Source organism: Shewanella sp. SG41-4, from assembly GCF_014164505.1.
Lineage (GTDB): Bacteria > Pseudomonadota > Gammaproteobacteria > Enterobacterales > Shewanellaceae > Shewanella.
In genome coordinates, this window is record NZ_JACJFI010000423.1 from 1 (window position 1) to 2,493 (window position 2,493).

Sequence of the window (2,493 nt, forward strand, 5' to 3'; positions counted from 1 at the left end):
GTAGTCAATTAGGTATGATCGTCGCCCACTTTGGTATTGCTGTTTCGGTAATGGGCGCAACTATCGTGTCTAATTACTCGATTGAAAAAAGCGTTCGTATGGGACCCGGAATTAGCCAAGAATTGGCTGGTTATACATTTAAGTATTTAGAAACTAAAAATGTAGTCGGACCAAACTATACCGCTCAGCAAGGCCAAATTGAAATCTACAAAGATGACGAATTTATTACCTTACTAAAGCCTGATCGTCGTCAATATAATGTACGAACTATGGATATGACCGAAGCGGGTATTGATTGGGGATTATTCCGCGATTTATATGTCACTATGGGCGATCCAATTAGTTTAACTGAGTTTGCAGTGCGTCTTAATTACAAACCATTCGTTCGTTGGTTATGGTTTGGTTCGATCTTCATGATGGTAGGTGATTTCCTTGCAGCATCAGATAAACGTTATCGTGTGAAGCAAGTTGCTACAGATGATGCAGCAAAAGCAAAATTAGCGACAGCCTAATAAACTCGGAGACATTATGAAGAAGTTTGTACTGTTTATACCTTTGGTTATATTTTTGGGTATGGGCGTGTTTTTATACAAAGGATTATTCTTAAATCCTAAAGTGCTCGATTCTGCATTAGAAGGAAAGCCCGTTCCGGCTTTCCAACTTGAGCGCCTAGAAGTGCCTACAGAAGTGTTAACTGAGAAAGATCTTCCAGCAAAAGTGTCTATGTTGAACTTTTGGGCGACCTGGTGCCCAGCATGTAAATATGAGCATCCTTATTTGATGATGCTATCTAAACGAAACTTGTTACCTATATATGGTATCAACTATCGTGACGAACGAGCATTAGCTGTAAAAGAGTTAACGACTCAAGGTGATCCATACACAGTTAACATCTTTGATAAAGATGGTCGCTTAGGGCTTGATCTTGGGGTATACGGAGCACCGGAAACTTTCATAGTCGACCATAACGGTATTATTCGTTATCGTTATGCCGGTCCTATAGATCAAACAGTATGGACACAAACCTTGTATCCAATGATCCAGCAATTACAAGCTGAAGCTAAAGTCGATGGAGCATCGTAATGAAATTCATATTTAAAATGATGGTGGCTTGTACGAGTTTACTTTTAACTCTAACTCTAACGGTAATGGCTACACCTGTAGATACTTATGAATTTCAATCGGTAGATAATCAACAAAGAGCATTGTCACTAGCGCATCAATTGCGTTGTCCACAGTGTCAGAATCAAAACTTAGTCGATTCAAACTCTCCGGTCGCTCAAGATTTGCGCCTTGAAGTGTATACGATGGTCGATGAAGGTAAGTCAGATTCAGAGATTATTGAATTTATGACCAGCCGCTATGGTGATTTTGTTTTGTATAATCCAAAGTTAGACTCGAAAACTTATATTCTATGGCTTGGTCCATTTGGATTACTTGTTTTGGGTCTCTTTATTGGTTTTATCTTCGTGCGTAAGCAACGTATCCAGGCAACAGAATCGACAACCTTGTCGACGGAGCAACAAGCCGAGTTAGATGCGCTATTAAATCGTAGCAAGACAACTAAGTAACTGATTGGAGTATTAACCTTGAAACAGTGGTTTGCATTTATCTTCACTAGCTTCTTTCTTATGGGTACTGCAAGTGTGGCTAACGCATACCCCGGCATGCAAGCTGCGGCTAAGCAAACCACTGAATCAACACTCGAGCGCATAAATATATTGCCGCAACCATTCCCGATTGCTCTAGTCGATTTTACTGATCTTGTTGGTCAGTCTGTTAACTTTGAACAATATAAGGGTAAAGTGGTTGTTGTTAATCTTTGGGCTACTTGGTGTCCACCGTGTGTAAGAGAACTTCCTGCACTCAATCGATTAAATCAAACTCTAAATGCAGAACATTTTGCATTATTGCCTATTTCTATTGATGCTGAAGCTGTGACAATTGTGCAACCATTTTTGGAGTCTCTTGGATTAGGAGAATTTAATTCGTATTTCGATCCGCAACAACAACTACGTGATGTCTTTCCGCTTGATACTATACCTGCAACATTTATCTTAAATGAGCAAGGTGAGCTGGTGGCTTATGTACGTTCGTATGTCGATTGGGATGATACAAGTGTGGCTACCTTCCTTGAACAGTTCCGTCAGAATGCTAAAAAAGTACAATAAACAGTCATAAAGTCGCTTTAAATACGAAAAAGGATCGCTTTTGGTGAAAAGATCGCCAAGCGATCCTTTTTTATTAAAAAAGGCCTTGCGCTAAATCGTGTGGTGCCTATAATGCGCATCCACTGACACGGCAGACAGCGCAAGCGGTTACTGAGTCAGGTTGAATTAAGTGCTTCAAAACACAGAGTTCAAGGCGAAAAGAAAGTTTGAAAAAACACTTGACGCTGACACGGGAAAGCGTAGAATACGCACCCCAAGCCAACGACCTAGCGTCTTATGGTGATGTCTGAAAAATTGATATCAACGCTCTTTAACAATCTAA

4 protein-coding genes are annotated in these 2,493 nt (G+C 40.2%); all 4 read left to right on the forward strand.

What is annotated here, in order from left to right:
• The coding region (locus H5202_RS20585; RefSeq protein WP_272490483.1) for a cytochrome c-type biogenesis CcmF C-terminal domain-containing protein at positions 1-512 on the forward strand (512 nt) is incomplete at its 5' end.
• Between the two features lie 16 nt (positions 513-528).
• Entirely contained in the window at positions 529-1,083 is a 555-nt protein-coding gene (locus tag H5202_RS20590) for a DsbE family thiol:disulfide interchange protein (RefSeq protein ID WP_059746611.1), read from the forward strand.
• Complete coding sequence (gene nrfF / locus H5202_RS20595; RefSeq protein ID WP_182773705.1) at positions 1,083-1,571, forward strand: heme lyase NrfEFG subunit NrfF; 489 nt, start codon at positions 1,083-1,085, stop codon at positions 1,569-1,571. The genes H5202_RS20590 and nrfF overlap by 1 nt, the downstream gene beginning before the upstream one ends.
• 60 nt (positions 1,572-1,631) lie before the next feature.
• Positions 1,632-2,171, forward strand: coding sequence for a TlpA family protein disulfide reductase (locus tag H5202_RS20600; RefSeq protein WP_182773706.1), 540 nt, complete (start codon positions 1,632-1,634; stop codon positions 2,169-2,171).
• The last annotated feature ends 322 nt before the right edge of the window (positions 2,172-2,493 follow it).